The 25,106-nt window shown below is 59.8% G+C and carries 26 protein-coding genes; 15 read left to right on the top strand and 11 right to left on the bottom strand.

What is annotated here, in order from left to right; translation table 11 throughout:
* The first annotated feature begins 31 nt into the window (after positions 1-31).
* Complete coding sequence (locus ACFQND_RS02800; protein ID WP_371434497.1) at positions 32-1,252, top strand: CaiB/BaiF CoA transferase family protein; 1,221 nt, start codon at positions 32-34, stop codon at positions 1,250-1,252.
* A 70-nt stretch (positions 1,253-1,322) separates the two neighbouring features.
* On the opposite strand, the gene aroC is transcribed toward ACFQND_RS02800, so the two are convergent.
* Positions 1,323-2,420 (bottom strand): chorismate synthase, encoded by a 1,098-nt coding sequence (gene aroC / locus ACFQND_RS02795; RefSeq protein WP_371434496.1) that lies wholly within the window; start codon positions 2,418-2,420, stop codon positions 1,323-1,325.
* A gap of 47 nt (positions 2,421-2,467) precedes the next feature.
* Entirely contained in the window at positions 2,468-3,388 is a 921-nt protein-coding gene (locus ACFQND_RS02790; RefSeq protein ID WP_371434495.1) for a LysR family transcriptional regulator, read from the bottom strand.
* 128 nt (positions 3,389-3,516) lie between these two features.
* Here ACFQND_RS02790 and ACFQND_RS02785 point away from each other — a divergent pair, with 128 nt between their 5' ends.
* The 3 genes from ACFQND_RS02785 to ACFQND_RS02775 all read left to right on the top strand — a co-directional run bounded on the left by ACFQND_RS02785 (position 3,517) and on the right by ACFQND_RS02775 (position 6,257).
* The gene (locus ACFQND_RS02785) at positions 3,517-4,659 is read left to right on the top strand and encodes a CaiB/BaiF CoA transferase family protein (protein WP_371434494.1); all 1,143 of its coding nucleotides are present in this window, start codon (positions 3,517-3,519) and stop codon (positions 4,657-4,659) included.
* Between the two features lie 39 nt (positions 4,660-4,698).
* Positions 4,699-5,730 carry a Bug family tripartite tricarboxylate transporter substrate binding protein gene (locus ACFQND_RS02780; RefSeq protein ID WP_371434493.1) on the top strand — a complete coding sequence of 344 codons (1,032 nt, stop codon included), beginning with the start codon at positions 4,699-4,701 and terminating at the stop codon, positions 5,728-5,730.
* A 104-nt stretch (positions 5,731-5,834) separates the two neighbouring features.
* Positions 5,835-6,257 (top strand): cupin domain-containing protein, encoded by a 423-nt coding sequence (locus tag ACFQND_RS02775; protein WP_371434492.1) that lies wholly within the window; start codon positions 5,835-5,837, stop codon positions 6,255-6,257.
* A gap of 152 nt (positions 6,258-6,409) precedes the next feature.
* Here ACFQND_RS02775 and ACFQND_RS02770 read toward each other — a convergent pair whose 3' ends face one another.
* The gene (locus ACFQND_RS02770) at positions 6,410-7,066 is read right to left on the bottom strand and encodes a glutathione S-transferase (protein WP_371434491.1); all 657 of its coding nucleotides are present in this window, start codon (positions 7,064-7,066) and stop codon (positions 6,410-6,412) included.
* Between the two features lie 167 nt (positions 7,067-7,233).
* Here ACFQND_RS02770 and ACFQND_RS02765 point away from each other — a divergent pair, with 167 nt between their 5' ends.
* Positions 7,234-8,475, top strand: a complete 1,242-nt coding sequence (locus ACFQND_RS02765; RefSeq protein WP_371434490.1) for a polyhydroxyalkanoate depolymerase — start codon at positions 7,234-7,236, stop codon at positions 8,473-8,475.
* 126 nt (positions 8,476-8,601) lie between these two features.
* Here ACFQND_RS02765 and ACFQND_RS02760 read toward each other — a convergent pair whose 3' ends face one another.
* On the bottom strand, positions 8,602-9,102 hold the full coding sequence (locus tag ACFQND_RS02760; RefSeq protein WP_371434489.1) for a CBS domain-containing protein: 501 nt from the start codon (positions 9,100-9,102) through the stop codon (positions 8,602-8,604).
* A 192-nt stretch (positions 9,103-9,294) separates the two neighbouring features.
* Here ACFQND_RS02760 and ACFQND_RS02755 point away from each other — a divergent pair, with 192 nt between their 5' ends.
* Both ACFQND_RS02755 and ACFQND_RS02750 read left to right on the top strand, forming a co-directional pair.
* Positions 9,295-10,605, top strand: coding sequence for an O-acetylhomoserine aminocarboxypropyltransferase (locus tag ACFQND_RS02755; RefSeq protein WP_371434488.1), 1,311 nt, complete (start codon positions 9,295-9,297; stop codon positions 10,603-10,605).
* Positions 10,606-10,607: 2 nt separating this feature from the next.
* Positions 10,608-11,426 (top strand): alpha/beta fold hydrolase, encoded by an 819-nt coding sequence (locus tag ACFQND_RS02750; RefSeq protein ID WP_371434487.1) that lies wholly within the window; start codon positions 10,608-10,610, stop codon positions 11,424-11,426.
* A 7-nt stretch (positions 11,427-11,433) separates the two neighbouring features.
* Here ACFQND_RS02750 and ACFQND_RS02745 read toward each other — a convergent pair whose 3' ends face one another.
* A complete protein-coding gene (locus ACFQND_RS02745) occupies positions 11,434-11,814 on the bottom strand; it encodes a thioredoxin family protein (RefSeq protein ID WP_371434486.1) in 381 nt (126 codons plus the stop codon).
* A gap of 80 nt (positions 11,815-11,894) precedes the next feature.
* Here ACFQND_RS02745 and ACFQND_RS02740 point away from each other — a divergent pair, with 80 nt between their 5' ends.
* Positions 11,895-12,257, top strand: a complete 363-nt coding sequence (locus ACFQND_RS02740) for an Mpo1-like protein (protein WP_371434485.1) — start codon at positions 11,895-11,897, stop codon at positions 12,255-12,257.
* Positions 12,258-12,270: 13 nt separating this feature from the next.
* Here the strand turns inward: ACFQND_RS02740 and ACFQND_RS02735 are convergent, their stop codons facing one another.
* A complete protein-coding gene (locus ACFQND_RS02735; protein WP_371434484.1) occupies positions 12,271-13,482 on the bottom strand; it encodes a YihY family inner membrane protein in 1,212 nt (403 codons plus the stop codon).
* 40 nt (positions 13,483-13,522) lie between these two features.
* Here ACFQND_RS02735 and ACFQND_RS02730 point away from each other — a divergent pair, with 40 nt between their 5' ends.
* The 7 genes from ACFQND_RS02730 (at position 13,523) to xth (ending at position 18,880) form a co-directional block, all read left to right on the top strand.
* Positions 13,523-13,912, top strand: a complete 390-nt coding sequence (locus ACFQND_RS02730; RefSeq protein WP_371434483.1) for a DUF2069 domain-containing protein — start codon at positions 13,523-13,525, stop codon at positions 13,910-13,912.
* Complete coding sequence (locus ACFQND_RS02725; protein WP_371434482.1) at positions 13,909-15,324, top strand: FAD-binding oxidoreductase; 1,416 nt, start codon at positions 13,909-13,911, stop codon at positions 15,322-15,324. The genes ACFQND_RS02730 and ACFQND_RS02725 overlap by 4 nt, the downstream gene beginning before the upstream one ends.
* A 60-nt stretch (positions 15,325-15,384) precedes the next feature.
* The gene (locus ACFQND_RS02720) at positions 15,385-16,215 is read left to right on the top strand and encodes a thymidylate synthase (RefSeq protein WP_371434481.1); all 831 of its coding nucleotides are present in this window, start codon (positions 15,385-15,387) and stop codon (positions 16,213-16,215) included.
* Positions 16,215-16,709: a dihydrofolate reductase gene (locus ACFQND_RS02715; protein ID WP_371434480.1), complete on the top strand. Its 495-nt coding sequence runs from the start codon at positions 16,215-16,217 to the stop codon at positions 16,707-16,709. Before ACFQND_RS02720 ends, ACFQND_RS02715 begins: the two co-directional genes overlap by 1 nt.
* A 1-nt stretch (position 16,710) precedes the next feature.
* Positions 16,711-17,310, top strand: a complete 600-nt coding sequence (locus ACFQND_RS02710; RefSeq protein WP_371434479.1) for a DUF4337 domain-containing protein — start codon at positions 16,711-16,713, stop codon at positions 17,308-17,310.
* A 122-nt stretch (positions 17,311-17,432) separates the two neighbouring features.
* Positions 17,433-17,840, top strand: a complete 408-nt coding sequence (locus tag ACFQND_RS02705) for a hypothetical protein (protein ID WP_371434478.1) — start codon at positions 17,433-17,435, stop codon at positions 17,838-17,840.
* 257 nt (positions 17,841-18,097) lie between these two features.
* Positions 18,098-18,880, top strand: a complete 783-nt coding sequence (gene xth, locus ACFQND_RS02700; RefSeq protein ID WP_377412236.1) for an exodeoxyribonuclease III — start codon at positions 18,098-18,100, stop codon at positions 18,878-18,880.
* A 222-nt stretch (positions 18,881-19,102) separates the two neighbouring features.
* Here xth and ntrC read toward each other — a convergent pair whose 3' ends face one another.
* The 5 genes from ntrC to ACFQND_RS02675 form a co-directional block, all read right to left on the bottom strand.
* On the bottom strand, positions 19,103-20,635 hold the full coding sequence (ntrC, locus tag ACFQND_RS02695) for a nitrogen regulation protein NR(I) (protein ID WP_371434462.1): 1,533 nt from the start codon (positions 20,633-20,635) through the stop codon (positions 19,103-19,105).
* Between the two features lie 59 nt (positions 20,636-20,694).
* Complete coding sequence (gene glnL / locus ACFQND_RS02690; protein WP_371434461.1) at positions 20,695-21,783, bottom strand: nitrogen regulation protein NR(II); 1,089 nt, start codon at positions 21,781-21,783, stop codon at positions 20,695-20,697.
* Between the two features lie 141 nt (positions 21,784-21,924).
* Positions 21,925-22,449, bottom strand: coding sequence for a hypothetical protein (locus ACFQND_RS02685; RefSeq protein ID WP_371434460.1), 525 nt, complete (start codon positions 22,447-22,449; stop codon positions 21,925-21,927).
* A 177-nt stretch (positions 22,450-22,626) separates the two neighbouring features.
* Positions 22,627-24,042 (bottom strand): type I glutamate--ammonia ligase, encoded by a 1,416-nt coding sequence (gene glnA, locus ACFQND_RS02680; RefSeq protein ID WP_371434459.1) that lies wholly within the window; start codon positions 24,040-24,042, stop codon positions 22,627-22,629.
* A 232-nt stretch (positions 24,043-24,274) separates the two neighbouring features.
* Positions 24,275-25,099 (bottom strand): competence/damage-inducible protein A, encoded by an 825-nt coding sequence (locus tag ACFQND_RS02675; RefSeq protein ID WP_371434458.1) that lies wholly within the window; start codon positions 25,097-25,099, stop codon positions 24,275-24,277.
* Positions 25,100-25,106: the final 7 nt, after the last annotated feature.

Raw genomic sequence — 25,106 nt, 5'->3', positions numbered from 1 at the left:
TGCACACACAAATACAACAAGGGCAACAACAGTGAGCAAGCAAATTCTCGGCGGCATCAAGATCCTGGACCTTACCCGGGTACTGGCGGGCCCGTGGTGCACACAGGCGCTGGCGGACATGGGGGCGACGGTCTACAAGATCGAACGACTGGGAGCCGGTGACGAGATGCGCCACTCCCCCCCATTCCTGAAAGATGCGGACGGCGCACCCACACGGGATTCCACCTCCTATGTTTGCGTGAACCGCGGCAAACGCTCGCTGGCCATCGACTTCACGCGTCCGGAAGGACGGAAACTTCTTCTGGGCCTGGTCGAGCGTTGCGACGTGCTGGCGGAAAACTTCAAGGTCGGCGACCTCAAGCGCTACGGGCTGGACTACGAAAGCGTGCGCAAGGTCAATCCGTCCATCGTCTATTGCTCGATCACCGGGTATGGCCAGGATGGCCCCATGGCTTCGCAACCGGGGTACGACCCGGTGTTTCAGGCGATATCGGGCATCATGAGCACATGCGGCCTGCCCGACGGCATGCCCGGAAGCGGCCCCATGCGCTCCATGCTTCCGCTGGTGGATGTGATGACAGGCATGGTTTCCACATCGGCAATACTTGGGGCACTGCTGCACCGCAAGGGCACTGGCGAGGGCCAGCACCTGGACATTGCCCTGCTCGACGTGGCGCTTGCAGCCACCGTTCACCTGGGCCAGACCTATCTCTCGACAGGCAAGCTTCCCCAGCGCGCCGGCAACGGCAGCCTGCTGTTTGCCCCATCGAACTGCTACCCCTGCGTGGAAGGGCACATCCTGATCCAGATCGGCAACGATTTTCAATGGACACGGTTGTGCAAGTGCCTGGGCAAGGAAGACTGGCTGGAAGATCCCCGGTTCGTGACAAACGCGTCCAGAATGACCCTGTCCCGGGAACTGGACCTGCTGTTATCGGAAATCACCCGCACATGGGACAAACAAACACTCTCGGAACTTCTCGGCAAATCGGGCGTTCCCTGCGGGCCAGTGAATAATCTCGCGCAGGCGTTTGAACACCCACAAGTCAAGCATAGGGAACTGAAGATGGAACTGGAGCACCCGGTTTACGGGAAGCTGGCCCAGATCAGGAGCCCACTGCGCTTTTCGGAAACACCCGCGCAATACCGTATCCCCCCCGCTTTGGGTGCCGATACCGCCGATGTATTGCGGGAGGAACTGGGCCTCAGCGAGGAAATGTTTGGCCAGTTGCAGGAAGCAGGCCTGGTATGACGCGGGCCGGACCCGTGGTGAGCAGCGGACGCTGCCTCATGACGGGCCAGCCTGCGCTGGAAGGCGCCAATCAGGCCCGGGTACGCATGATGTCGGGCGTGCTGACCTGAACATCGGCATTTTGCGCGCGCTGACGCAGGGCATGCTCCATGACAACCAGCGCCAGCAAGGCTTCGGCAATCGGCGTCGCACGTATGCCGACGCAGGGGTCATGCCGGCCCTTGGTCACAACCTCTGCCGGCCGGCCGCTGGTATCTATGGACTGGCGCGGCGTGATGATGGAACTGGTGGGTTTAATGGCAATCGACACTTCCAAGTCCTGCCCGGTGCTGATGCCGCCCAGCACACCGCCAGCGTTGTTGGACTGGAAACCTTCAGGCGACAGCGAATCGCCATGCGTGGTGCCGCGCTGCGTGACGCTGGCAAACCCGGCGCCGATTTCAACGCCCTTGACGGCGTTGATGCCCATCATGGCAAAGGCGATGTCGGCATCGAGCTTGTCATACAGCGGCTCACCCAGGCCTACAGGCACATTGGAAGCCGTGACACGTATGCGCGCACCACAGGAATCACCGGCCTTGCGCAAGGCGTCCATGTAGGCTTCGAGTTTTGAAACGTCTGCCACAGGCGCAAAAAACGGATTGTTCGGCACGTGTTCCCACGATTCAAACGGGATGACCTCGTCACCAACCTGCGTCATGCAGCCGCGAAAGGTGGTGCCGAATTTGGCCAGCAGCCATTTTTTGGCTACCGCGCCAGCTGCAACCGTGGGTGCCGTCAGGCGTGCCGAAGACCGGCCACCGCCGCGCGGATCGCGCAGGCCGTATTTGTGCAGGTAGCTGTAGTCGGCGTGGCCGGGACGAAAGGTCTCCAGGATGTTTCCGTAGTCCTTGCTGCGCTGGTCGGTATTTCTTATCAGCAGGCAAATCGGCGTGCCGGTGGTCTTGCCCTGGTAAACGCCGGAGAGGATCTCCACTGCATCGGGCTCATTGCGCTGCGTCACGTGGCGGCTGGTGCCCGGCCGGCGGCGATCCAGGTCTGCCTGTATGTCGGCCTCGCTCAGGTCCATGCCCGGCGGGCAGCCGTCGATCACGCAGCCAATGGCCGGGCCGTGGGATTCACCAAAGTTGGTGACTGCAAAAAGATTTCCAAAGGTATTGCCGCTCATGGGCAGATTATCCCAGAGCCCGGGCCGGCCTGACGGCAAACAAGGCTTTAGTCAAGCTGCATTTGCAGCGCCAGCGTTTCAAGGTGTTCACAGAAAAGGCGCGACGCCGTCGACAGGCTGCGCCCCTGCAGGGTGACAAACCCGATTTCCCTGGTTTCCTGCGGCGACTCCAGGCGACGGCTGACCAGGTTGGACTGGCTCAGCAAGGGCAATGCGATGCGGGGCAGCACACCAACACCCAAACCCGCCGAGATCATCGCTCCGGCCAGCTGAACGGTGGACGTTTCATGCGCGGGGCGCACCGTCATTCCCCTTCGCATGAAGGCATGATCGGTGGCGGCGCGCACGCTGCTGCCCACCGTACTTGCAACATAAGGACGCCGGTCAAATACCTGCCAGGACAGCGGACTGTCAGCAAGTACCCCATGCAGCACCGGATCGTCCGCCCGGCAAACCAGCACAAACTCGTCGGTCAACAAGTGGCGGAAACTGAAGTGCCCGTCAGGCGGCGGTTGAACGGTGATGGCGACATCCATGTCGCCGCGTTCAACAGAAGCGAGGATGGAATCGGCAGGTGCTGCCGTCACCAGGAACTCGATATCGGGATGGGCGGCACAGAATGTTGCAATGCCGTCCGAGAGGATTGACTGGGCCATGGAAGGCAGGATAGTCACCCTGACCCGCCCGCGCCTCCCTTCCGTGAACCGCGCAAGGTCGCTCATGGATTCGTTGAACTCGGAGACGATGCGCCTGGCGATGGGCAGCAACTCACGGCCTGAAGGCGTCAACTCCACGGCATGGGTGTTTCTGTCAAAAAGACGCGCGCCCAAGGCATCTTCCGTCAATCGCACCGTACGGCTCAAGGCGGGTTGCGAGACATGCAGTCGCGCAGCCGCCTTGCTGAAATTGCCTTCATCGGCGATTTCCAGAAACGCATGAAGCTGGCGAACCGTCACATTGATGCGCATGGCTGGCCTGATTGGAATTCAACTTTTGTTATCACAGAATTCAGTTAATTCTACTTCTCGAATTACCAAAGATTTTCTACCATCAGCCAGCAAGCATCGACAGACCGAATCCGGACAGGAAGCGCCCCATGAACTCTTCAAGCAAACCATTGACCGGCATCCGTGTCCTTGAGTTGGGCCAGGTGCTGGCCGGCCCTTTTGCGGGCGCGATTTTTTCCGACCTGGGCGCGGAGGTCACCAAACTGGAACGCCCGGGCGGCGGGGACGATGCCCGCCAGATGGGTCCGGCATTTCGTCATGGCGATGCCCTGGTTTTTCACATCTTCAACCGGGGGAAAAAATCGGTCACGATAGACATGAAGACTCCGGCAGGACTGGCTGCCTTCGAAGAACTGGCGGCCCAGGCCGATGTGCTGGTTCACAACCTCAGGCCCGGCGTGGTGGACGCCATAGGCATCAGCGGCAAGGTCCTGTGTGAACGCTACCCCCGGCTGGTTTATTGCGAGATATCGGCATTCGGGCACCTGGGCCCACTGAGCCACCTGCCCGGCTACGAGCCCCTGATCCAGGCCTACAGCGGCCTGTCCAGTACCAACGGCGGCCCCGACGATCCACCGCTGCGGATAGGCGCTTCGGTGTGTGACCAGGGATCGGGCATGTGGGCAGTCATTGGCGCCCTGGCCCTGCTCCAGCAGCGCCAGGTGTCAGGCCGGGGCGGCGTGGTGCAGACCTCACTGCTGGAAACAGCGCTGTCATGGAATGGGCAAAAAAATGACGCCTACCTGAACCAGGGAGAAGTACCCCAGCGGCACGCCTCCGGCCACCCCGGCTTTGTGCCCTACCAGGCTTTTGACACGGCAACGGGGCCATTGCTCATTTGCTGCGGCAATGACCGGCTGTTTGCCAAACTGGCATCTGCCGTGGGCCGGCCGGAATGGGCAAGCGACCCGCGTTTTTCCACCAACCGGGCACGGCTTGAACACAAGGAAAGTTTGCTGGCACTGCTGGAGGACTTGCTGAAGCAGGCCTCCCGCGAAGAGTGGAGCCGCCGTTTTGAGGCTATAGGCGTGCCTTGTTCCCCTATCCACACGGTTCCCGAAGCCCTGACCCAGGACCAGGTGCAGAAGCTGGGTATTCTGCAGGCCGTACCCGGTGAAGACTTTTCACTGACCGGACTACCCCTGTCCATCAACGGCGTACGTCCCGCCCTGACGGCATCTGCACCAAGGCTGGGGGCCGACAACCCGGTTGCAGAAAAAGCCATCACCTGAAAAATTTCAACTTTTCAACACAAGCAAAAGAGACATCTCATGAAAAAACGAATCACATCCACGATCAATACGAACACTGCCTGGTGCGTTGATCACGCCAGGCGCAAAAGCCATGGCGCACTGGCAGGCATTGCCCTGGCGCTGCTGGCATTGACGAGCCCGGTCCATGCGCAGAACTACCCGTCCAAGCCGGTGTCCATCGTGGTGCCCTTCGGCCCCGGCAGCGGCACCGACCAGGTCGCACGCGCTTTCAGCCAGGCACTGAGCGATGAGCTGTCCGGCACGCCGGTGGTGATAGACAACAAACCCGGTGCAAATGGTTTCCTGGCCGCACAGGCCGTGGCGCGGGCACCGGCCGATGGCCACACACTGCTCTTGACCACCAATACCACGCAGGCGGCCAACCAGCACCTGTTCAAGAAACTGCCTTACGACCCGGTCGCCGACTTTGCCCCCATCACCCTGTTGTCCAAGGGCGCCATGCTGCTGATCGTTCCCGCCGGCAGCCCGATCCAGTCGGTTTCCGGCCTGATCGCGCTGGCAAAAAAACAACCCGGCAAGCTGGCCTTTGCCAGCGGAAGCTCATCCAGCCGCATTGCCGGTGAGCTGTTCCTGCAGATGAGCGGTACGCAGTCGCTTCACGTCCCCTACAAAAGCAACCCCCTGGCCATGACGGACCTGATGGGTGAGCGCGTCCAGTTCATGTTTGCAGACACACTCTCGGCCTTGCCGCTGGTCCAGTCGGGCAAACTGCGCGCCCTTGGTTACACCGACAGCCAGCGTTTTGCCGGCCTGCCCGATCTGCCGACCATTGCCGAAGCCGGTGTAAAGAACTATGAGATGGGCTACTGGCTGGCCGTGTATGCCCCCCACGGCACACGCCCTGAGGTTGTGAAACGCCTGAACGACGCATTTGTGAAAGTGGCCCAAACCGAATCGGTGAAAAAATTCCTTGCCCGTTCGCACATGACCGTCGCCACTTCAAGCCCTGAAGGATTGGCCAAATTCCAGCAGGCCGAGGCGGACAAGTGGGGACGCATCATCAAGACCGCGGGAATCGAGCAGGAATAAGACCGCACACGCCTTCCCCGGCCAGTGCTTCGGGCCGGGGGGGGCTGGAACACTTCATGCATGGATGCGTGGACGCAAATCGCTGCGCACTACCGGAGGGCACCATGCTTGGCCGAACCACCACCCAGTTCTCTCACGTCAAACCAGGCGACACGCACTTCAAGACCGACGGGTTGCGTGACTTTTTCCTTTACTGCGACCTGGGTATTGCCGAAGCAACGCACGGCAAGGTCATTGCGCACCTGGTCAAGGCCAACATGGCACCAGAAAAAGGCACGGGATGGCACCGGCATGAGGCGGATTTCCAGATTGTCATCATGGTCAAGGGCTGGGCAAAATTCATGTACGAAGACAAGGAGACGCTGGTATCAGCCGGCGACTGCGTGCACCAGCGCCCGGGCATACGGCACTACCTGTTTGATTACTCGCCCGATATGGAGTACCTTGAAATCGTCTCACCGGCGGACTTCAAGAGCATTGATGTTGCGCCGGTATGCGATGTGCCGAGCCCTGCTCCCTGGAAATAGATAGACCCCTCACGCTCTTCACTGCGTATACGCGGAGCTGAACGGAGCGATACCTTCGCAAGCAGGGGCCGCGCAACCGGCATTGCCGGGGCGCAGGCGCAGCCCCTGCAAGGGGGGAACAGGCTATACGCAGTGAGCCTGGGCGGGGGTGTTCAAAACTCCGCATCCAGTTCATCAAAATCATCGGGCTCATCCTGCGCGGCTGCGATCCATTCCTGCATCGCAGGCAAGGTCCAGATACGGGTGCAATAAGCCACGCACACGGCATCAAGCGGGATGTCATACGTCCTGAAACGGCTCACAACCGGTGCATACATCGCATCCGCCATGCCGGGCTTTTTGCCGAACAGAAAAGGGCCGCCGTAGCGTTGCAGGCAGTCCGTCCATATCTCGACAATGCGTTTGATATCCGCATCAGCACGCGACCATGTTTTGAACTTCGGAAACCGCGCCTTGATGTTCAGGGGCATGGACGATCGCATGGAGGAAAAACCGGAATGCATTTCCCCGCAAATAGCCCGGCAATGCGCTCTCGCAGCAATGTCTGCGGGCAACAAACCCGCAGTGGGCCTGATTTCATTGAGGTATTCGCCAATCGCCAGCGTGTCCCAGACCTTGATGCCCTTGTGTTGCAGGCTGGGCACCAGGATGGAGGATGACAGCAGCAGTATCTCGGCGCGCACGTCAGCGTCGTCCGGTGGCAACACCTTTTCGCTGAACTCCAAGCCGGAGAACCTGGCCAGCAGCCAGCCCCGCAAAGACCAGGCGCCATAGTTTTTGCTGCTGAGGGTAAGGACTGCTTCAGCCATAGGGGTGTCTTTCGTAAAGGTAACAAGCCCACACCGGAAAACAGAGATGCTTGCGGTGCGCTGCTACCGTGCAAGCCTTGTGCCAGGACAGTTCCGCTATATGGCCCACAAATTGCTCAGCTTGTGCATCGCTGCCACCGCAGCAAAAGAAGAAAGCAGCATGCACGATGCTTTATCAAGCCTATCAGTTGCAATCTGACCTGACGTCCCCTTTACGGATGTTTGCCGAACAGGCCAGCCTGCTGTTTGGCGCCAGCAAGGCCGGATTGAGCAGTCCGCCCGCCCTTTCCCCCCTGGCAGCCCAATCAGGCGGCAAACTCTCGGCGGCTTTTGAGGTGCTGGCACGCCTGCGCCTGACACATGAGCGTCCTGCCTATAACCTCGCCTCTGTCGAGGTCGCTGGGCAAAGTGTCGCCATCACGGAGCACAAGGTCTGCGAGCTGCCTTTTGGCACGCTGCTGCACTTCAAAAAGGCTATGGTCAATCCCGGCCCGCGCGTGTTGCTGGCGGCACCTCTGTCAGGCCATTTCGCCACCCTGCTGCGTGAAACGGCGCGCACCTTGCTGGCTGACCATGACGTTTACATCACGGACTGGCACAACGCTCGCGATGTGTCCTTGTCGCAGGGTGATTTCGGACTGGACGACTACACCGGCTACCTGATCAGGTTCCTGGAAGTGCTGGGCCCGGACAGCCACATGATTGCGGTTTGCCAGCCCTGTGTTGCGGCACTTGCCGCGACGGCCATCATGGCTGAAGACGGCAACCCGGCACAGCCACGCAGCCTTACCCTGATGGCCGGGCCAGTGGACTGCCGCATCAACCCGACCGGCGTCAATGTCCTGGCCAACAGCAAGCCCATTGAATGGTTTGAAAAAAACCTGATCAGCCATGTGCCCTGGCCGCACAAGGGCATGATGCGGCGCGTTTACCCTGGCTTTTTGCAGCTCACGGCATTTTTGAGCATGAACATGGAGCGGCATAAAAAATCATTTGCGGATTTGTACCGTCACGCCAGGGATGGCGAGTTCGACAAGGCCCAGATCATCCGCACGTTTTATGACGAATACCTCGCCGTCAATGACCTGCCCGCAGCGTTTTACCTGCAGACGGTTTCAAAGGTGTTCCAGACCTATGACTTGCCGCGGGATGAATTGACCTGGCGCGGCCGCAGGGTCAACCTCAAAGCCATACGCCGCACCGCCCTGCTGACGGTGGAAGGTGAACGTGACGACATCTGCGCTGTCGGCCAGACGGTCGCCGCGCAAGACCTGTGCAGCAGCATCCGCCCCTACATGAAAAGCCACCATTTGCAGGCCGGTGTCGGGCACTACGGCGTTTTCAGCGGCCGCAAGTGGAACCAGCAGATTTACCCGCGCGTGCGGGATGTGATCCACGGCAGTGAATGAGCCCCCACGCTCGCTCACTTCGTGTAGCGCTCTGCACCTTGCAGGCCGCCGCTCGCCAGAGGTTTCGCTTCTGTTGCCTGTAGCCCGGCGAAACCGGTTCCTTGGTCCCTGCTTGCAAAGTCATCGCTACGATGGCGGCCGCTCAAACGCGGTGCCAAGGTCAGGCTCTGTTCCACCGTCCTTGCCCTCTTCCTCGGCAGGCCAGTCGCGGATATAGGCCTTGAGCATCTTGTTTTCGAAATTCTGGCTGTCCACCACGGCCTTGGCCACGTCGTAAAAGCTGATCACGCCCATCAGCATTTTCTGGTTCATGACCGGCATATAGCGCGCATGGCGGTCCAGCATCATGCGGCGCACTTCGTCGAGTTCGGTCTCGGAAGTGCAGGTCAGCGGATGGTCATCCATGGCCGTGCGCACCAGAGTGCCGCCTATCTCGCCGCCATTTTTGACGATGCAGACAATCACTTCACGGAATGTCAGCATCCCCACCAGATCGCCATGCTCCATGACGACCAGCGAGCCTATGTCTTTTTCAGCCATGATCTGGGCCGCCTTGGCCAGCGGCTCGTCGGGCTGAACGGTGTAAAGCGTGTTGCCCTTAACGCGCAGTATGTCAAGAACCTTCATGGTTTTCTCCTCATTGGCCGTCTACCCGGCATGTATTGCTATTTTCCCACCGCAGTGGCGCAGCGGGAAGTTCTATTTAAATATAGCCCACAATCAGGTAGCTGGCTGTAACGTTTGTTTTGGGTTTGCGCTACCTGCTTATGTGAAACCACATACCGGCCGCCATTTCTGATTTTTTATGGAGACAACACCATGCCCGGTTACTCGGACCCTGGCTTTGACACACTCGCGCTGCACGCTGGCGCGGCACCCGACCCCACCACCGGCGCACGCGCGGTTCCGATTCACCTGACGACTTCGTTCGTCTTTGAATCCAGCGACCACGCAGCCAGCCTGTTCAACCTTGAGCGTGCGGGGCATGTGTACTCGCGCATCAGCAACCCGACCAATGCGGTGCTGGAGCAGCGTGTGTCGGCGCTTGAAGGCGGCATAGGCGCCATAGCCACCGCCAGCGGGCAGGCAGCGCTGCACCTGAGCGTTGCCACGCTGATGGGCGCCGGTTCGCACATCGTCGCCAGCACGGCGCTTTATGGCGGCTCGCAAAACCTCTTGCACTACACCATGCGGCGCTTCGGTATTGAGACCACCTTTGTCAAACCCGGCGATATCGACGGCTGGCGCACCGCTGTACGCCCCAACACCAAACTCTTTTTTGGCGAAACCGTGGGCAACCCGGGCCTGGACGTGCTAGACATTCCGGCAGTCTCCGCCGTCGCCCATGAAGCCGGCGCCCCCTTGCTGGTGGACTCCACGCTGACCTCACCCTGGCTAATCAAGCCCTTTGACCTCGGCGCCGACCTGGTCTACCACTCGGCAACCAAATTCCTGAGTGGCCACGGCACGGTGATTGGCGGCATTGTTGTGGATGGCGGCTCCTTCGACTGGGACGGCCCCAGGGCCGCGGGAAAATTCTCCGAGCTGACCGAGGCCTACGACGGCTTTCACAACATGGTGTTCACCGAAGAAAGCACGGTAGGCGCCTTTTTGCTGCGCGCGCGCCGCGAAGGGCTGCGCGACTTCGGCGCCTGCATGAGCCCGCACACAGCCTGGCTGATCCTGCAGGGCATTGAGACCCTGCCGCTGCGCATGGCCCGCCACATGGGCAACACCGAAAAAGTGGTGGCCTTTTTGGCCAGCAATCCTTTTGTCTCACGCGTGGGCCATCCGCTGCTTGAGTCCCACGCCAGTCATGCGCTTGCCAAAAAACTGTTGCCGCGCGGCGCCGGTTCGGTGTTCAGTTTTGACCTGAAAGGCAGCCGGGAGCAAGGCAAGGCTTTTGTTGAAACCCTCAAGGTCTTCAGCCACCTGGCCAATGTGGGGGATTGCCGCAGCCTGGTCATTCACCCGGCCAGCACCACACACTTCCGCATGAGCGACGAAGCGCTGGCCGCGGGTGGTATCACGCAGGGCACGATACGCCTGTCCATCGGTCTTGAAGACCCGGATGACCTGATCGACGACCTGAAACGCGCGCTCAAGGCCGCAGAGAAAGCGGGGGGTTGAGCATGTACCTCACCGTCAACGCCCACAAAACCTATTGCTACACAGGCGGCAAGGCACTGGACCCAGCCAAACCGACCGTGGTTTTTATCCATGGCGTACTCAACGACCACAGCGTGTGGATTCTGCAAAGCCGTTATCTGGCCAACCACGGCTGGAATGTGCTGGCGGTGGACCTGCCGGGCCATTGCCGCAGCGAAGGCGAGGCGCCTGCCAGCGTCGAGGAAGCCGCGGACTTTATTACCGCCCTGCTCGACGCCGCGGGCGTACAGCGCGCTGCGCTGGTCGGCCACAGCTGGGGCTCATTGATCGCCCTGGAGGCCGCGTCAAAACTGAAGGACCGCATCACGCACCTTGTGATGGTCGGCACAGCTTTCCCCATGAAGGTCTCGCCAGCCTTGCTGGAGGCTTCGCTCAACGAGCCAATGAAGGCACTGGCCATGATCAATGTGTTCTCACGCAGCACACTGGCGGCCCCGCCCTCGGCGCTGGGCCCCGGCACCTGGGTCCATGGCGCCAGCATGGCGCTGGGCCGGCGCGTACTGGCAAGTAATACAAAGGTCAATGTATTCCACCGTGGATTCAAGGCCTGCGACAGCTATTCGAATGGCGAAAACGCAATCACGCAGATCACCTGCCCGGTGCTGTTTGTTCTCGGTGCGCAAGACCAGATGACCAGCCCCAAGGCTGCGCAAGCCTTGATAAACAAGGCAAAAGACAGCGGAAAAACCGTCCAGCTGGCCAGCCTTCCTGTGGGTCACCACCAGATGACCGAGGCACCGGAAGAAACGCTGTTTGCGATTCGGGATTTTCTGGGCCACTGACACCAGATCACGGCATGAGCCAGAGCCCGGGCAAGGCCGGCAGTACTTGCAGCAACCTGTGCGTCACCGGCTCGTGCCTTGTCCGTTGCGTGCCCGGCTCCTGCAGGGAGGTCAATAGCCGGGACAGCGTTTCGGCATGTGGCGTCAGTGGCCCGAGGAAGTGCACACCCTCCTCGTCCGCGACCAGCAGGGTGGGGAAGGTTTCGATATCAAGGTCACCGACCAGATCAGCCTGGTCCTCAATGTCCAGCCAGGCAAAACGGAGCCCCGGGTGGCGCACAGCGATGGCCTCCAGCACCCTGCGGTAGTCGTGGCACAGGCCACACCAGTCGGCACAAAGGCAAATAACCCAGGAAGTCGGAGTCTGCAAGGAGGTGAAGTCGGTCATGGTGTTCAAGGCGGGGATGACTTATTATGGCCAAGGACATCAAAAACAGGCACCCACGCCAGATAAGCAGGAGACAAGCCATGACAACAGCCTCTTCCGATGCGGCTCATGCAGCAAGCGGCGCCACACCTGCCGTTGACCCGCGCAGCTTCAGGAGCTTTGCCGAGTTCTATCCCTTTTACCTGACCGAGCACAGCAACCGCACCTGCCGCCGCCTGCATTTCGCAGGCGCCAGTCTCACGCTGGTGTGCCTGGCAACGCTGGTGCTGACGCGCAATCCGCTCTGGGTGCTGGCCGCCCTCCTGTGCGGGTATGGCTTTGCATGGGTAGGCCACTTTGGTTTTGAGAAAAACAGGCCCGCGTCCTTCAAGCGGCCTCTGTACAGCCTGATGGGTGACTGGGCCATGTACCGGGATATCTGGGCCGGCAAAGTAAAGCTCTAGAAACACCTCTACGTCAAAGTACCTGCCGCAAGCTAAGCGTCGCCCATCGGGCTTGCGTCCACAACGGCCGAGTTGAATCCGTTTTTTCCAGTAGCAGCTGTTGCATCAAGGGCTCCAGCGGCGTCTGGTCGGGATCAGCAAGCAGGATGTAACACGACTCCTGGTCGCGCTCTTCAACCAGTTGCCCTATCCATCGGAGCCCGGCAAGCGCTTCCAGCACCGGTTCCAGTTGAAGCACATCCACCTGCAGTGCCTGCGCCAGGCTGGAAGCGCCGCAGCCCCGGTTGGCCGTGCCGCGCTGGTGATGGAGTTGCTGCAAGACCTCCACGGCAAGCTGAAACTGCCATCCGGGCCCGCCACCGCGACGCGCCACACCAGCCAGCAGGCTGGGCATGTAAGCGGCAATCACGGCGCCCATCAACACAATCACCCAGGCCACATAAATCCAGACCAGCAAAATCGGCAAGGTGGCAAACGCACCGTAGATCAGCGAGTAGGTGGGCACCTGGCTCAGGTACAGGCTGAGGACTTTTTTCGCCACCTCTATGCCGGCCGCCACAAACACCCCGCCGGCCCAGGCGTGCGACCATTTGACATAGGTGTTGGGTACATAACGATACAGTGCGGCCATGCCACCTGCCACCAGCACAAACTGGAACCCGTCAAGCAAAAACCGCAAACTGACAGGCATGGCTGTTACCAGCCCGCTGGAGGCCGACACCACATAAGACGTGACAGCCAGGCTGGCGGCCAGTAGAACGGGGCCCAGCGTGATGGCTGCCCAGTAAATCAGCACACGTTGCGCCAGCGAGCGCGTCTTTTTGACGCGCCAAATGCCATTGAGCGTGCGGTCTATGGTCAAAATCAGCGCAATCGCCGTCACCAGCAGTATCGCCAGGCCGGCGACGCCCAGCTTGCTGGCCTGGCGGCTGAACTGCGTCAGGTACCCAAGTACCTGCCGGGCGATGTTGTCGGGGATCAGGCTCTGGATCAGCCAGCCCTGCAAGGCACCCTGCAGCTTGGAAAACATGGGAAAGGCGGTAAAAACAGCCAGCGCCACGGTAAAAAAAGGCACCAGCGCAATCGTGGTGGTAAAGGTCAGGCTGCTGGCCGTGAGGCCCATATGGTCTTCACGAAAGCGGTCGCGCAGGGTCAGGGCCGTATGCCGCCAGGGGAAGTGCGACAGGTTGGCCAAAAAGGCTTGCAGGGATTGCTGAAATGTCATCCCCGTTATCATGCCTCAGACCCGATCCCTACTGACATGAATGAACAAGACAAATCAAATTGACGTAACCCGCTGGCTGGCCGCAGGCAGCATGCTGGGGCTGATTGTGCTGGGCCTGGCCTGGGAACTCTGGCTGGCCCCGATACGCCCCGGCGGCTCGCTGCTGGCCCTGAAGGTGCTGCCCTTGTGCCTGCCCCTGGCCGGCATACTGAAAAACCGCATGTACACCTACCGCTGGATGAGCCTGCTGGTATGGGTTTATTTCACCGAAGGTGCCACACGCGCCTGGAGCGACCGTCCTCCGGGCAACTACCTGGCCATGATTGAAGTGTTTCTCTGCCTGCTGCTGTTTACAGCCTGCGCGCTGCACGTGCGCCTGAGGCTAAAAAACGCCGCTACCTCCTCACCCGCCGCTGCCGATCCCGCATGAACAACGAACTGCTTCAAACCCTGAGAAACATCACCGGCACGTCCCATGTCCTGTCGGAAGGCGACCTGACGGCCTGGGAACAGGACTGGCGCAAACGTGCACGCGGCAAGGCCCTCGCGGTTGTCCGGCCGGCCAGCACCGCGGAAGTCGCGGAAGTCGTCAAGGCCTGCGCTGCTGCAGGCGTCAGCCTTGTTGCCCAGGGCGGCAATACCGGTCTGGTCTGCGGCTCCATACCGGATGAGACCGGCAAACAGGTGGTGCTGAGCCTGCAACGCATGAATGCCGTACGCGAGGTTGACGCCGCCAACCTGACCATGACGGTCGAGGCCGGCTGCATTTTGCAAACCCTGCAGGAAACCGCGGAGAAAGCCGGCTTTCTGTTTCCGCTCAGCCTTGCAGCCGAGGGCAGTTGCACCATAGGCGGCAACCTGGCCACCAATGCCGGCGGCACGCAGGTAGTGCGCTATGGCAATGCCCGCGAGTTGTGCCTGGGCCTGGAAGTGGTCACCCCGCAAGGCGAGATATGGGAAGGCCTGTCCGGCCTGCGCAAGGACAATACCGGCTATGACCTGCGCGACCTGTTCATAGGCAGCGAAGGCACATTGGGCATCATCACCAGCGCCACCATGAAGCTCTACCCCATGCCTGCTGCGCAACTCACGGCCTGGGCGGCCGTACCGTCGATGGAGCATGCAGTCACGCTGCTAGGCCTGGCGCACCAACACCTTGGCGCGGGACTGACGGGATTTGAAGTCATGGGGCAGTTTGCGCTCAGACTGGTCGCCAAACACTTCCCGCAACAGCGCGTACCGCTTTACCTGGACACACCTTTCTGCGTCCTGCTCGAAAACTCCGACCATGAGTCGGAAACCCACGCCCGCGAACAATTTGAGCGCCTGCTGGAGGTCGCCCTCGAGCAGGGCTGCGTGACGGACGCAGTAGTTGCGGAAAACCTCACCCAGGCGCACCAGCTCTGGCATGTACGCGAGAGCATCCCTCTGGCGCAGGCCGAAGAAGGCCTGAACATCAAACACGACATCTCAATCTCCGTGTCACGCATTCCGGATTTTGTGCGCGAAACGGACGAATTGCTGCAGAAGGCCATCCCCGGCGTACGCATGGTCAATTTTGGCCACCTGGGTGACGGCAACCTGCACTACAACGTGCAGGCTCCCGCCGCAGGGGATACAAAAGCCTTTCTGCGCGAGCGCGAAGAAGAAGTCAACACCATCGTCTACGACGCTGTGGCGCGCTTTGACGGCTCCATTTCCGCAGAGCACGGCGTCGGCAGCCTGAAACTCGACAAGCTGGAGCACCACAAATCACCCGTGGCACTGGGCATGATGCGGGCCATCAAGCAGGCGCTGGACCCGCAGAATGTGATGAATCCCGGACGGGTGCTGCGGGCATAATTCAGGCTCAGGCCTGTTTTCTGGTCTCGATTCCCCAGTCCCCTTCCCAACGGTTGCCCAATGACCTTTCCCATCCGCTCCCAATACGAAGACTTCATGCGCCATGTGGACATACATGGCGTGTTCAAGGCCGATCGCACCGGTACCGGCACCAAAAGTGTGTTCGGCTACCAGATGCGTTTTGACCTGAACGAAGGTTTCCCGCTGGTCACGACCAAAAAGGTTCACCTCAAATCCATCGTGGTCGAACTGCTGTGGTTCCTGAGAGGTTCCAGCGACAACAACTGGTTGAAAGAGCGCGGCGTCACCATCTGGGATGAATGGGCACGTGAAGACGGCGACCTGGGCCCCGTGTATGGCGTGCAGTGGCGCAGCTGGCCGACGCCGGATGGCGGGCATATCGACCAGATCTCCGACGTCATCAAGACACTCAAGACCAACCCCGACTCGCGCCGCATCATTGTCAGCGCGTGGAATGTTGCCGACCTGTCAAAGATGGCGCTCATGCCCTGCCATGCCTTCTTCCAGTTCTATGTGGCGCCTGCCACCGAGCCGGGCGGCAAGGGCAGGCTCAGTTGCCAGCTCTACCAGCGCAGCGCCGACATCTTCCTCGGCGTGCCTTTCAACATTGCCAGCTACGCCCTGCTTACCCACATGGTCGCGCAGCAATGTGATCTGGATGTGGGTGACTTTATCTGGACCGGCGGGGATTGCCATATCTACAGCAACCACGCCGAACAGGTGGCCCTGCAGCTGAGCCGCACGCCCCTGCCTTACCCCACGCTCAACATCAAACGCAAGCCGGATTCGATTTTTGACTACCAGTTCGATGACTTCGAATTTCCGGACTACCAGCACCACGCGGCCATCAAGGCACCGGTAGCCGTCTGATGCAGGTCAACATGATCTTCGCGCGCGCCGCCAACGGCGTGATCGGGAAGGACAACACCCTGCCCTGGCACCTGCCGGAAGACATGGCACATTTCAAGCGCCTGACGCAGGGCTGGCCCGTCATCATGGGGCGCAAAACCTGGGACTCCCTGCCGCCCAGGTTTCGCCCCCTCCCCGGCCGGACCAACATTGTTGTGACCCGGCAGCAGGACTGGGCTGCGCCGGGCGCCGTGGTTGCGGCCAGCCTTGAAGAGGCCCTCAGGCACTGCAAGAGCCCGGAACAGGTTTGGGTGATTGGTGGCGCGCAGATCTATGCCCAGGCTGCCCCGCTCGCCGACCGCATCGAAGTCACGGAGATTGCCCAGGACTTTGAAGGCGATGCTTTCGCGCCGCACTTGGGCTCCGAATGGCAGGAGAGCGCGCGCGAAAACCATGTCTCGTCGAATGGCCTGAATTTCAGTTTCATCACTTACAACAAGCACAAAGGGGATTGACATGTCAGGAGGCGGATTTCACGTACACGGGCCACACGACCATGAGCTGGAGCATGCAGCACAAGGCGGCCATGGCGACCATGAAAACGGCGGCACCAATGGCATGATTGCGCAGATCGCCGTCATCACGGCCATCATCGCCACGGTAGGCGCGATCTTTTCGTATATGGGCGGCGCGACACAGGCCAATGCCGGCCTGTATAAAAACAACGCGTCCATCAAAAAGACCGAAGCATCCAACCAGTGGAATTTCTTCCAGGCAAAAAGCACCAAGCAGTCGCTCGCCGAACTGGCCCGCGACCTGGCGCCCGAAGATAAAAAAATCGCCTACCAGGGCAAGATTGATCGCTACGAAAAAGAAAAGAACGAGATAAAACTCGTTGCAGAAAAGCTTGAGAACGAAGCCACAGCCTGGGATAAATCATCCGATGAACAGATGCACCAGCATCATCGCTGGGCACAGGCCACCACGGTACTGCAGGTGTCGATTGCACTGGCAGCCATTGCACTGCTGACGCGCAAGAAATGGCTGGAGTACGGAATGTTCGCACTGGCCGGCGTCGGGCTCATCGTCGGAGCGCTGGCTGCGCTACATATTTGATAGCTGCATGCGCGCTATTGACTTTGGGCAAAGCCGCCCAGGACATATGCGCGCCAGCCCCGGCAGCAACAAGTTATCGCTTGAAGCGCCATTTCAGTCCATGACAAATAATGGCGATGTCCATGACAAGTACCTCGCCCCCCTTCCCCATACGCACCGAATGTCCGCCCGGTGCCTGCAACTGCGGGCGCGATGCACTGCTACAGACCCCTGACGGCGACCTGCGTGTGCTGCGCCTGACCCGCGAAGATGAGAAGCGCCTGTTGCAGCGGCTGGAAAACCTGAGCAGCCTCAGCGATCTGCGGCACATGGAAGAGCGGATGGAGCAGCAGGTCGGCATCCGGCTAAGCATCAACACCGGCCCCAACGTAGTCCGCAGCCTGCGCGGAATCACGATCCTTGTGCATGAGCAGCCCGGCCTGTGCCGCAAAACACGCCAGGCCATTCCTGCGGCAATCAAGCGCAGCCTGGAACAGCAGCCTCAAATTGCCCACGATATTTTGAACATCGGGGGCCTGTTCGAAGATTAGGGACCCAAGGCCCGTGCCGATATCCATGAACCACTGAGTTACAAGTTCACGGTTGTGAACGACCAAGTGTTCTGCTGGATATCTGAGCCAATCATGTGATTTCAGGATACGGTTAGGATCATGGCCGCAAAGCGAAGCGATCGCCAGTAGATTGCGGCGGCAAAAAGTCTATTCACCCGCTTGCCGGGCTTATCCATTTGGGTGCCCGGTTAATTCAAATAATTAGAGTTTTTAAAAGTCAACGAACCAATCAAGCCATGAAAATAACCACCTGGAACGTTAATTCGCTCACCGCACGGCTGCAGCATGTGCTGGACTGGCTGGCAGCCAATCCGGTTGATGTGCTCTGCCTGCAGGAGCTGAAAATGACGGACGACAAGTTTCCACTGGATGTGCTCAAGGCCGCCGGGTATGAGGCGGCCGCGTTCGGCCAGAAAACCTACAACGGCGTCGCCATCCTGTCGCGAACGCCGGTGCGTGATGTTGTTAAAAACATCGTGGGCTTTGAGGACGAACACTCACGCGTGATCGCCGCCACGGTCGACAGCCCTTTAGGCCCCATCCGCGTCATGAACGGTTATTTTGTCAACGGGCAGGAGCTTGGGAGTGAAAAATTTGCCTACAAGATGCGCTGGCTCGCTGGCCTGCAGGCTTATGTGCGTGCCGAAATGGCGGCGCATCCACAACTTGTGCTGCTGGGTGACTTCAACATCACGCCGGCAGACGAAGACTCTTTTGATCCCGATGGCCTGCGCGAGACCATCCACCACAGCACCGCCGAGCGCGAGCAGTTCCGGCAGTTGCTGGCACTGGGCCTGACTGACAGCTTTCGAATGTTCGACCAGCCACCAAAAAGCTTTTCCTGGTGGGACTACCGCATGCTGGGCTACCAGAAAAACCGCGGCCTGCGCATAGACCACATACTGGTGAGCGACCCGCTGAAGCCTCAGGTCAAAGGCTGCACCATAGACCGGGTCCCGCGCAAATGGGAAAAGCCCAGCGACCACGCGCCTGTAACGGTGGAGCTAGGCGCGCCGTAATCGGGCGCAGCAAGCAAGTTACTGCGATGGCAGGGGGAGCATAGGAGGGAACCGCGATCTCACGATCGTCGATGTTGCAGTTCCCGGTGATCAGCTTGCCGGGGTGCACGCCGTTCTGGTACCAGACGCACCATGCACCGGTGATCGCCGAAATCACCGGAGTCCAATTGCTATCAAAACAATAGCTTTCTGCGCGCATCAGATGGACGCAACAGCCATTATTCACTCCAGATTCAGCTCCTGAATCTTGCGCGTGATGGTGTTGCGGCCTATGCCCAGCTTTTGCGCAGCCTCTATGCGCCGCCCCCGCGTGTTGACCAGTGCGGTCTGGATCAGCTTGGACTCAAAGCGGCGCGTCAGCACATCCCACACATCGCTGCGCCCTGTCGCCAGCAACGCCAGCGCTTCGGCCTCCAGGCCGCTCTCCCAACCCTGACCAGCAGTACCGGTCACAGGGTATGACAGGGCCGGGGCAGACAAACCGGGCGAAGACTCGACCGGAGTGGACAATTGTTTGTCGGCATTGCCCACAAGCTCTTCCGGCCTGGCGTGTTCAGATGTGTCCACGGACACGCGGCCCGTCACCGGCACGGCGCCCAGCACTTCAGGCGGCAGGTCCTTGGCCTCAATTACCTGCGCGGGGGCCATCACGGTAAGCCAGTGGCAGATGTTTTCAAGCTGGCGCACATTGCCCGGAAAACTGAAGTTACTCAGTTGCTGCAGGGCGGCATCGGAAATGCGCTTGGGCTCCACGCCCAGTTGTTTCGCGCTTTGCTGCAGGAAATGCCGCGTCAGCATGAACACGTCTTCACGGCGCTCGCGCAATGCCGGCAGGCGCAGGCGAATCACGTTCAGACGGTGGAAAAGGTCTTCGCGAAAACCGCCTTCCTTGACGCGTTGCTCCAGGTCCTGGTGCGTGGCGGCAATCACGCGTACATTGGTCTTGACAGCCGCATGGCCTCCAACGCGATAGAAGTTTCCGTCACTGAGCACCCTGAGCAAACGGGTCTGCAGGTCAAAAGGCATGTCACCGATCTCATCGAGAAACAGCGTGCCGCCGTCGGCCTGCTCAAAGCGGCCGCGCCGCATGGTCTGGGCACCGGTGAAGGCGCCGCGCTCATGGCCAAACAACTCGCTTTCCAGCAGGTCTTTGGGTATGGCCGCCGTATTGATCGCCACAAAGGGCCCATTGGCGCGCGGTGAATGCTTGTGCAGCGCACGTGCTACCAGCTCTTTGCCGGAACCCGACTCACCGGTGATCATCACGGTCACCATGCTCTGGCTCAAGCGGCCGATGGCACGAAACACGTCCTGCATGGCGGGCGCCTGGCCCAGCATTTCAGGCGCATTCGCCATGCGCTCTTCGGCCACTTCCTCGCGCTGGCTTTCCTCGACAGCGCGGCGGATCAACTCAACGGCCTTGGGCAGGTCAAACGGCTTGGGAAGGTATTCAAAGGCGCCGCCCTGGAAGGCCGATACGGCACTGTCCAGGTCGGAGAAAGCCGTCATGATGATGACCGGCAGGCCGGGCAGCTTTTCCTTGACCTTCTCCAGCAGGTCCAGGCCCGACCCACCCGGCATGCGGATATCGCTAACCAGTATTTGCGGGCCGTCGTCTTCGGTGGCGGTTTCAAGGGCAGCCAGCACTTCACGCGGATTGGTGAAGCTGCGGGTTGGCAGGTCCTCACGCAGCAAGGCTTTTTCCAGAACAAACCGGATGGACTGGTCATCGTCAACGATCCAGATTGGCTTCATGCGTTGTGGTCCCTTGGGGCTTGGCCCCTTTATTTGTCAAACAAGTGACGAGACAGACTTCACGGCAGCGGTATCAGCAGCTTGAAATCTGTACGCCCCGGAACGCTATCGCACTCGATCAAGCCGTGGTGTTGCTGAACAAAAGTTTGCGCCAATGTCAGCCCCAGCCCCGAACCGCCCTCCCGCCCTGACACCAGGGGATAGAAGATCCGGTCTTTGATGGAGTCCGGCACGCCCGGTCCATTGTCTATGACATGCAATTCCAGTGCCAGCCGGTAGCGCTGCTTGCCGAAAGTTACCTGCCGGGCAATTCGGGTCCGAAAAGTGATCTGCGCATCACCGGCGGCGATGCGTTCCGCCAGCGCCTGCGCGGCGTTGTGCGCGATGTTCAGCACGGCCTGTATCAACTGCTCGCGGTCGCCGCGGAAGTCGGGAATCGAGATGTCGTAGTCGCGCGTCACCCTCAAGCCCCTGGGGAACTCGGCCAGGATCAAGGAACGCACACGCTCGCAAACCTCGTGGATGTTGACATCGCCCACCAGGTGCGGGCGGCGGTGCGGCGCGAGCAGGCGGTCCACCAGCGTTTGCAGGCGATCGGCCTCATGGATGATGACCTGGGTGTATTCGGTCAGCTCCTTGCTGATATCCATTTGCAGCAGTTGCGCCGCGCCGCGAATGCCGCCCAGCGGATTCTTGATTTCGTGGGCCAGGTTGCGGATCAGTTCCTTGTTGGCCTGGGCCTGGTCAATCAGGCGTTCTTCCCGGTCCTGCTTGGCCTGCTGCTCCAGCGGCAACAACTCGACAATCGCCTCGCCCGGCGTATCGGTTTGCGCAACCACCACGTGCACGGGCATGGGTTCGTGGTTCAGGCGCTTGAGCCAGGCGTCATAACGCAGGGCCGCAAACTCGTTGCTGCCGGCGCCTTCTAGCGCGTTCTGCAAGATCTGCGGTTCGGTAAAACAGTCGGGAAGCTGCGAGCCCTCGATGGTGCGGCGGGATGTACCCAGCGCGTCTTCCAGGGCCGCATTGGCAAAGACCACGACACCATTGGTACGGACCACCGCCACCAGTGTTGCCAGCAGGTCAAACGACTGGAAACGGGGGGGACTTGCGACAGGCGCAGATGCGAAGAATTTAGGCGTTTTCAAGCCTTCTATTCTGGCGCAAGAACCGGCCGGATTCTTTCCTTATTCCTTTTCTAAACCATCCCTGTCGTTGTTGTCTCGCCTTGCCGTGCTGTAGCACTGCCTGCGGCTCGACGCCTAGACACGAATGATTTATAAATGGAATTAATTGGCGCCGCCGGGCAGGCGTGCAATTTCGCGTTTGATGCCGGCAATGTCACTCTGGTTGCGGGCAATGTTGTCCTTGAGTTCGGCCACGCGATCAAGGTAGCGCTGGTAATTGCGGCTCTCAATGCCCTGCTTTTCGGGCTCGCCGTTGTTGTATTCCTTTTGCAGCTCGGCCAGTTTGGCCTCGGCCTTTTTCAGCTCGGACTCAAGAATGCTGCGCGAGTCGCTGTCGCGGGCCTTTTGCTCCGGGCTGCCATCGGTACGGGCACCCGAGCTGGAGGGGGCCGCAGCGGCAACGCGCACGGCGGACTTCTGCGCAGGTGTGCCCTGCACCACGGTGACATTGCCGCCCTGCATGGCCTTGCAGCCGCGGGTCTGTGCTTCCTTGGCGTTGTTGATGTATTCAGGCGCTGCGCCGCCAGCCCCGCCGCAGCGGTAAACCTGGGCCATGGCAGGCAAGCCGGCCAACGCCAGCAAAGCCAGCAACAAGGAACATCTGGAAAACAATAAAACTTGATTCATACATTGACCCTGCGCCGGTCGAGGCTGGAAGGGCCTGACAGTATGCTGCAAAGACCACCAAATTCAAAATAAGGGTATTCAAGGCAGGTCCACCATGAAAAAAGGACGGCAAATGCCGTCCTTTTTTGGCCACACCATGTAAGCAAAGCCTACATCGGTGGAACGCCCCTGTGCTTTTTACAGCGAGTAGTACATGTCGAATTCGGCCGGATGGGTCGCCATGCGCATGCGCGTGACTTCCTGCATCTTGAGCTCGATGTAAGCGTCGATGTACGAATCGGTAAAGACGCCACCCTTGGTCAGGAAGGCACGGTCGGCGTCGAGGCAGTCCAGCGCCTGGTCCAGGCTGTGGCAGACGGTCGGGATTTTTGCGTCCTCTTCCGGTGGCAGATGGTACAAGTCCTTGCTGGCGGCTTCGCCCGGATGGATCTTGTTTTCAACGCCGTCCAGGCCAGCCATCAGCAGAGCCGAGAAGCCGAGGTACGGATTCATCAGTGGATCCGGGAAGCGTGCCTCGACGCGGCGGCCCTTGGGATTTGCCACGTAAGGAATACGGATGGAAGCCGAGCGGTTTTTGGCTGAATAAGCCAGTTTGACCGGTGCCTCAAAACCAGGAACCAGGCGCTTGTAGCTGTTGGTGCCGGGGTTGGTGATGGCATTCAGTGCACGGGCGTGCTTGATGATGCCGCCTATGTAATACAGAGCGAAATCAGACAGGCCTGCATAACCGTCGCCGGCGAACAGGTTTTTGCCGTCTTTCCAGACCGACTGGTGAACGTGCATGCCGGAACCGTTGTCGCCAACAATGGGCTTGGGCATGAAGGTTGCCGTTTTGCCGTAAGCGTGGGCCACGTTGTGGATCACGTATTTTTGCAGCTGTACCCAGTCAGCGCGCTGGATCAGCGTGCTGAAACGGGTGCCGAGCTCCATCTGGCCGGCGTTGGCGACTTCGTGGTGATGCACTTCGACAGGAATGCCCAGGGCTTCAAGCACCAGGCACATCTCGGAGCGCATGTCCTGGAAACTGTCCACTGGCGGAACCGGGAAATAACCGCCCTTGACAGCAGGACGGTGGCCGCTGTTGCCGTGCTCGTATTCCTTGCCGGTGTTCCAGGCGGCTTCTTCGGAGCCGATCTTGACGAAGCAGCCCGACATGTCGTTTTGCCAGCGAACGTTGTCGAACACGAAGAACTCCGGCTCTGGACCGAAGTAAGCCGTATCGCCAAAGCCTGAGGCTTTCATGTAGGATTCAGCGCGCTTGGCCAGCGAACGCGGATCGCGCTCATAGGCTTTGCCGTCGGCCGGGTCGATCACGTCGCACGTCAGGATCATCGTCGTTTCTTCAAAGAACGGATCGATGTTGGCGGTATTGGGGTCAGGCATCAATTGCATGTCCGAGGCTTCAATGCCCTTCCAGCCAGCAATCGATGAGCCGTCAAAAGCGTGGCCCGAATTGAACTTGTCTTCGTCAAAATGGGAAACCGGCACGGTCACGTGCTGCTCTTTGCCCCGGGTGTCGGTAAAACGGAAGTCAACAAACTTGACTTCGTCTTCCTTGACCATTTTCATGACGTCTGCGACGGTCTTTGCCATCAGAATCTCCTGTTGCTGGATGGTGGTTAAAAAATCTCTTCGGAAATGGGGAATGCACTTTTTGTGCCAAAGAAAATACTCTTTCAGCTTTCCGGCGCGCCCCTGATTGTGCCGTCAAATTGAAGCACTGCTTGATGACAACAGCCCATGTGCCATGGGCCTGGCCCAAAACTCGGCCTCGTATAAGCCTTGTTTTGGTGCATTTTTGATTGCACCTTATTGGTGCAATTTATTAACGCACCAATTCAGGGCCAAGTTTGAAGTCAAACTGCTTGATGCCAGCCAGCAGTGCCGGGTAGGCGACAGCGACGGCATCGGGCACGCCTTTGACGCCCAGCTCGATATGGCGCCCGTAAACAGGGTGATCCACGCTGGGCAGGCTGAACACCTTGACACCCGGATAGCTCGCTTCGATGTCCAGCATCAGTGGCGTCAGGGTTGCTTCCATGGACCCAAAAATGATGATGGATTTTTCGATGTAGGCTGATTTTTGGTGCAGATGGGCGTACTGGTGGTCCAGAACCCACTCCATCATCGGCCAGGCCATCACGGGGAACCCGGGCATAAAGTGAACCGCGCCCTCACCCGCCTTGCAGCTAAAACCTGGAATCTTGTTGTAGGGATTGGGAATGATCTGCGCGCCCACCGGGAACACGCCCATGTTGAGGCGGTGGATGTTGTCATGCCGGTCAGCATCAAAAGGCACACCCTGCTCTTTGGCCGTGTCTTTCATGCGTTCGGTAATCAGGGCTTTTGCCTCGGGGTGCAGCGCCAGTTCCACCCCCAGTGCCTTGGCCGCGCACTGGCGGGTGTGATCGTCCGGCGTGGCACCAATGCCTCCGCAGGAAAACACCACATCACCCCACTCCCGCGCACCGGCAAAAGCGCGGGCCAGCGTGGCAGTGATGCGGTCCGGGTCGTCCCCCACATAGTCGGCAAAGGCCAGTTGCAGGCCGCGCGCACCCAGCAGTTCAATGATCTTGGGCAGGTGCTTGTCTGCGCGTTTGCCTGAAAGGATTTCATCACCAATGATGACGATGCCGAAAGTGGTGGTCATGATGGAA

This window comes from Polaromonas aquatica, from assembly GCF_042659145.1.
GTDB lineage: Bacteria > Pseudomonadota > Gammaproteobacteria > Burkholderiales > Burkholderiaceae_C > Polaromonas > Polaromonas aquatica.
The sequence above is the reverse complement of the archived record's forward strand: the minus strand, read 5'-3'. Positions and strand labels throughout refer to the sequence as shown.

Excerpts from the sequence above, each read along its gene's own strand:
- aroC (WP_371434496.1), bottom strand. The coding sequence starts at position 2,420 with ATGAGCGGCAATACCTTTGGAAATCTTTTTGCAGTCACCAACTTTGGT.
- ACFQND_RS02790 (WP_371434495.1), bottom strand. The coding sequence starts at position 3,388 with ATGCGCATCAATGTGACGGTTCGCCAGCTTCATGCGTTTCTGGAAATC.
- ACFQND_RS02785 (WP_371434494.1), top strand. The coding sequence starts at position 3,517 with ATGAACTCTTCAAGCAAACCATTGACCGGCATCCGTGTCCTTGAGTTG.
- ACFQND_RS02780 (WP_371434493.1), top strand. The coding sequence starts at position 4,699 with ATGAAAAAACGAATCACATCCACGATCAATACGAACACTGCCTGGTGC.
- ACFQND_RS02775 (WP_371434492.1), top strand. The coding sequence starts at position 5,835 with ATGCTTGGCCGAACCACCACCCAGTTCTCTCACGTCAAACCAGGCGAC.
- ACFQND_RS02770 (WP_371434491.1), bottom strand. The coding sequence starts at position 7,066 with ATGGCTGAAGCAGTCCTTACCCTCAGCAGCAAAAACTATGGCGCCTGG.
- ACFQND_RS02765 (WP_371434490.1), top strand. The coding sequence starts at position 7,234 with ATGCTTTATCAAGCCTATCAGTTGCAATCTGACCTGACGTCCCCTTTA.
- ACFQND_RS02760 (WP_371434489.1), bottom strand. The coding sequence starts at position 9,102 with ATGAAGGTTCTTGACATACTGCGCGTTAAGGGCAACACGCTTTACACC.
- ACFQND_RS02755 (WP_371434488.1), top strand. The coding sequence starts at position 9,295 with ATGCCCGGTTACTCGGACCCTGGCTTTGACACACTCGCGCTGCACGCT.
- ACFQND_RS02750 (WP_371434487.1), top strand. The coding sequence starts at position 10,608 with ATGTACCTCACCGTCAACGCCCACAAAACCTATTGCTACACAGGCGGC.
- ACFQND_RS02745 (WP_371434486.1), bottom strand. The coding sequence starts at position 11,814 with ATGACCGACTTCACCTCCTTGCAGACTCCGACTTCCTGGGTTATTTGC.
- ACFQND_RS02740 (WP_371434485.1), top strand. The coding sequence starts at position 11,895 with ATGACAACAGCCTCTTCCGATGCGGCTCATGCAGCAAGCGGCGCCACA.
- ACFQND_RS02735 (WP_371434484.1), bottom strand. The coding sequence starts at position 13,482 with ATGACATTTCAGCAATCCCTGCAAGCCTTTTTGGCCAACCTGTCGCAC.
- ACFQND_RS02730 (WP_371434483.1), top strand. The coding sequence starts at position 13,523 with ATGAACAAGACAAATCAAATTGACGTAACCCGCTGGCTGGCCGCAGGC.
- ACFQND_RS02725 (WP_371434482.1), top strand. The coding sequence starts at position 13,909 with ATGAACAACGAACTGCTTCAAACCCTGAGAAACATCACCGGCACGTCC.
- ACFQND_RS02720 (WP_371434481.1), top strand. The coding sequence starts at position 15,385 with ATGACCTTTCCCATCCGCTCCCAATACGAAGACTTCATGCGCCATGTG.
- ACFQND_RS02715 (WP_371434480.1), top strand. The coding sequence starts at position 16,215 with ATGCAGGTCAACATGATCTTCGCGCGCGCCGCCAACGGCGTGATCGGG.
- ACFQND_RS02710 (WP_371434479.1), top strand. The coding sequence starts at position 16,711 with ATGTCAGGAGGCGGATTTCACGTACACGGGCCACACGACCATGAGCTG.
- ACFQND_RS02705 (WP_371434478.1), top strand. The coding sequence starts at position 17,433 with ATGACAAGTACCTCGCCCCCCTTCCCCATACGCACCGAATGTCCGCCC.
- xth (WP_377412236.1), top strand. The coding sequence starts at position 18,098 with ATGAAAATAACCACCTGGAACGTTAATTCGCTCACCGCACGGCTGCAG.
- ntrC (WP_371434462.1), bottom strand. The coding sequence starts at position 20,635 with ATGAAGCCAATCTGGATCGTTGACGATGACCAGTCCATCCGGTTTGTT.
- ACFQND_RS02685 (WP_371434460.1), bottom strand. The coding sequence starts at position 22,449 with ATGAATCAAGTTTTATTGTTTTCCAGATGTTCCTTGTTGCTGGCTTTG.
- glnA (WP_371434459.1), bottom strand. The coding sequence starts at position 24,042 with ATGGCAAAGACCGTCGCAGACGTCATGAAAATGGTCAAGGAAGACGAA.
- ACFQND_RS02675 (WP_371434458.1), bottom strand. The coding sequence starts at position 25,099 with ATGACCACCACTTTCGGCATCGTCATCATTGGTGATGAAATCCTTTCA.